Source organism: Bradyrhizobium sp. (assembly GCF_049691595.1).
Taxonomy (GTDB): domain Bacteria; phylum Pseudomonadota; class Alphaproteobacteria; order Rhizobiales; family Xanthobacteraceae; genus Bradyrhizobium.
Genome location: NZ_JBAVNZ010000215.1, coordinates 1 through 1,733, shown reverse-complemented (window position 1 = coordinate 1,733; position 1,733 = coordinate 1). Strand labels below are relative to the sequence as shown.

The window sequence follows — 1,733 nt, the reverse complement described above, 5'->3', positions numbered from 1 at the left end:
TTGCAGTTGTTTGCCTCACTGAAGATGGGCAGTTCTCGTTCCTTGCCCCAAATGACGTTGCCAGCCCGGCGTGGGTTTTTCGCGAACGCGGCGTTCCGCTCGCGGAAGTACCTATCGATTGCAGTCTTGCATTCGTTGACCGACGCATAGTCGCTGTTGTGAATGACCGCTCGGGCCATCCCGCTGAAGACCGACTCTATGACGTTCAGGCATTGAGCACCGCTCGGGAGCGGCGCCAGCTCGACTTGCGGTCTGGGCAAAGCTGGATTGACGTCTCGTGCGTTGATCTCGTCGACTCTTTTGAAGAAGGCTTTTGACCCATGCCAGGAGGCGGCATCCCACGATAAATAGATCCGATCTTGATCGCGGTACTTCGCAAGCAGCATCTCCAGCATCTTGATCATCTCCGCCGTGTTCTTGCGCTTCGAATAGAAATGCGTGACCTGGTTGGTCGAGAGTTCAAGAGCGGCGGTACAGATGAGGCTGCCCTTGCTCCGCTGTCTTAGGGGTATCGTTCTGATTTCATCTGCCGGTCCAGGATGTTGGGCCTGATGGCAAAGTCGAGCCGCTCGACACCAGGCTGCCAGCAGCCATTATGGGTGCCCTCCTCTCGGACGGAGCAGCGAGCGCGCGCGGCGTCGTTGGCATCAACAGTAGAATTGTCGAGCGTCAGCGTGCTCGCGAGGAGCGGACGATCCCACCTCACCTTTATGCCTCGGTTCTTGCGCGCGCTGAAACGCAGATCCTCGATCGACTGAACGGGTTCAATGCAGTCGGCGTCAGATTGGTCCCGATTCCTTCTGACGAGGCACGTGGTTAGAGACGAACATGATCTTCAGCTACGGCCGTCACTCACGCGGGCAGCTGGGGCACTTATACAGGGCACGAAGTCGCTACGCGACAGCCCGCTGTGCGGGAAGAGTGGGAGCCTGGTCGGCGAGGCCGGTAACCAGTCGGATAATCTGAAGTAGCGGGGTGGAGAGCCCGTCCTTGAGCATCGAGGTCCCAACAACCTCGCTCAGGAGTACGCTCCCCATGAGAACGCCTACCAAGATTTCGCCGCTGCGCCAGCGCATGATCGAAGACATGGTTGCCCGCAATCTCGTGCAGGGCACGCAGCGCGGGCACATTGCCGCCTGCAAGCTGTTCGCGGCCTATCTCGGCCGCTCGCCGGAGACGGCCACGCCGGATGATGTGCGCAAATTCCAGCTCCATCTCATCGCCAGCGGCAAAAGCATTCACAATCGCAACCGCATCATGACCGGCGTGAAGTTCCTGCTGAAGGTCACAATGCGCCGGCACGATCTTGCGGCGGAAATCTATCATCTGAGAGAACCGCAGAAGATCGCCGTGGTGCTTGCGCCCGACGAGGTCGAGCGTGTGATCGGCCATGCGCCGGGCATGAAGGCGCGCGTGATGCTCAGCATCGGCTACGGCTGCGGCCTGCGCGGCGGAGAGGTGACGCGTCTCAGGGTGCGCGACATCGACCGGGAGCAACACATCATCCGCGTGGAGTGGAGCAAAGCAAGGGGCAGAAGGACCGCAACGTGATGCTGCCGGATGACGTGATGGTTCTGCTACGGCAGTGGTGGAAGGAGCGCGACAACCGTCATGACCGCGACGTTGCACCGGGCGACCGCTGGATCTTTCCCGGGTATCTGCGCGACAAGCCGATCTCACCGCGCCAGTTCCATCGTTACGTGAAGGCGGCCGCCGCGGCAGCCGGCATCACC

The 1,733-nt window shown here is 60.6% G+C and carries 2 protein-coding genes and 1 pseudogene; 2 read left to right on the top strand and 1 reads right to left on the bottom strand.

Features of this window, described 5'->3' with window-relative positions; all coding sequences use genetic code 11:
• Positions 1-479, bottom strand: a 479-nt coding sequence (locus WCE35_RS09745; RefSeq protein WP_424593132.1) for a transposase, incomplete at its 3' end; no start/stop codon positions are given.
• Between the two features lie 556 nt (positions 480-1,035).
• Here WCE35_RS09745 and WCE35_RS09740 point away from each other — a divergent pair.
• Both WCE35_RS09740 and WCE35_RS09735 read left to right on the top strand, forming a co-directional pair.
• Positions 1,036-1,551 (top strand): tyrosine-type recombinase/integrase, encoded by a 516-nt coding sequence (locus WCE35_RS09740; protein WP_424593131.1) that lies wholly within the window; start codon positions 1,036-1,038, stop codon positions 1,549-1,551.
• Positions 1,551-1,733: pseudogene (locus WCE35_RS09735) on the top strand (integrase); the annotation flags it as partial. The gene WCE35_RS09740 and the pseudogene WCE35_RS09735, both read left to right, overlap by 1 nt.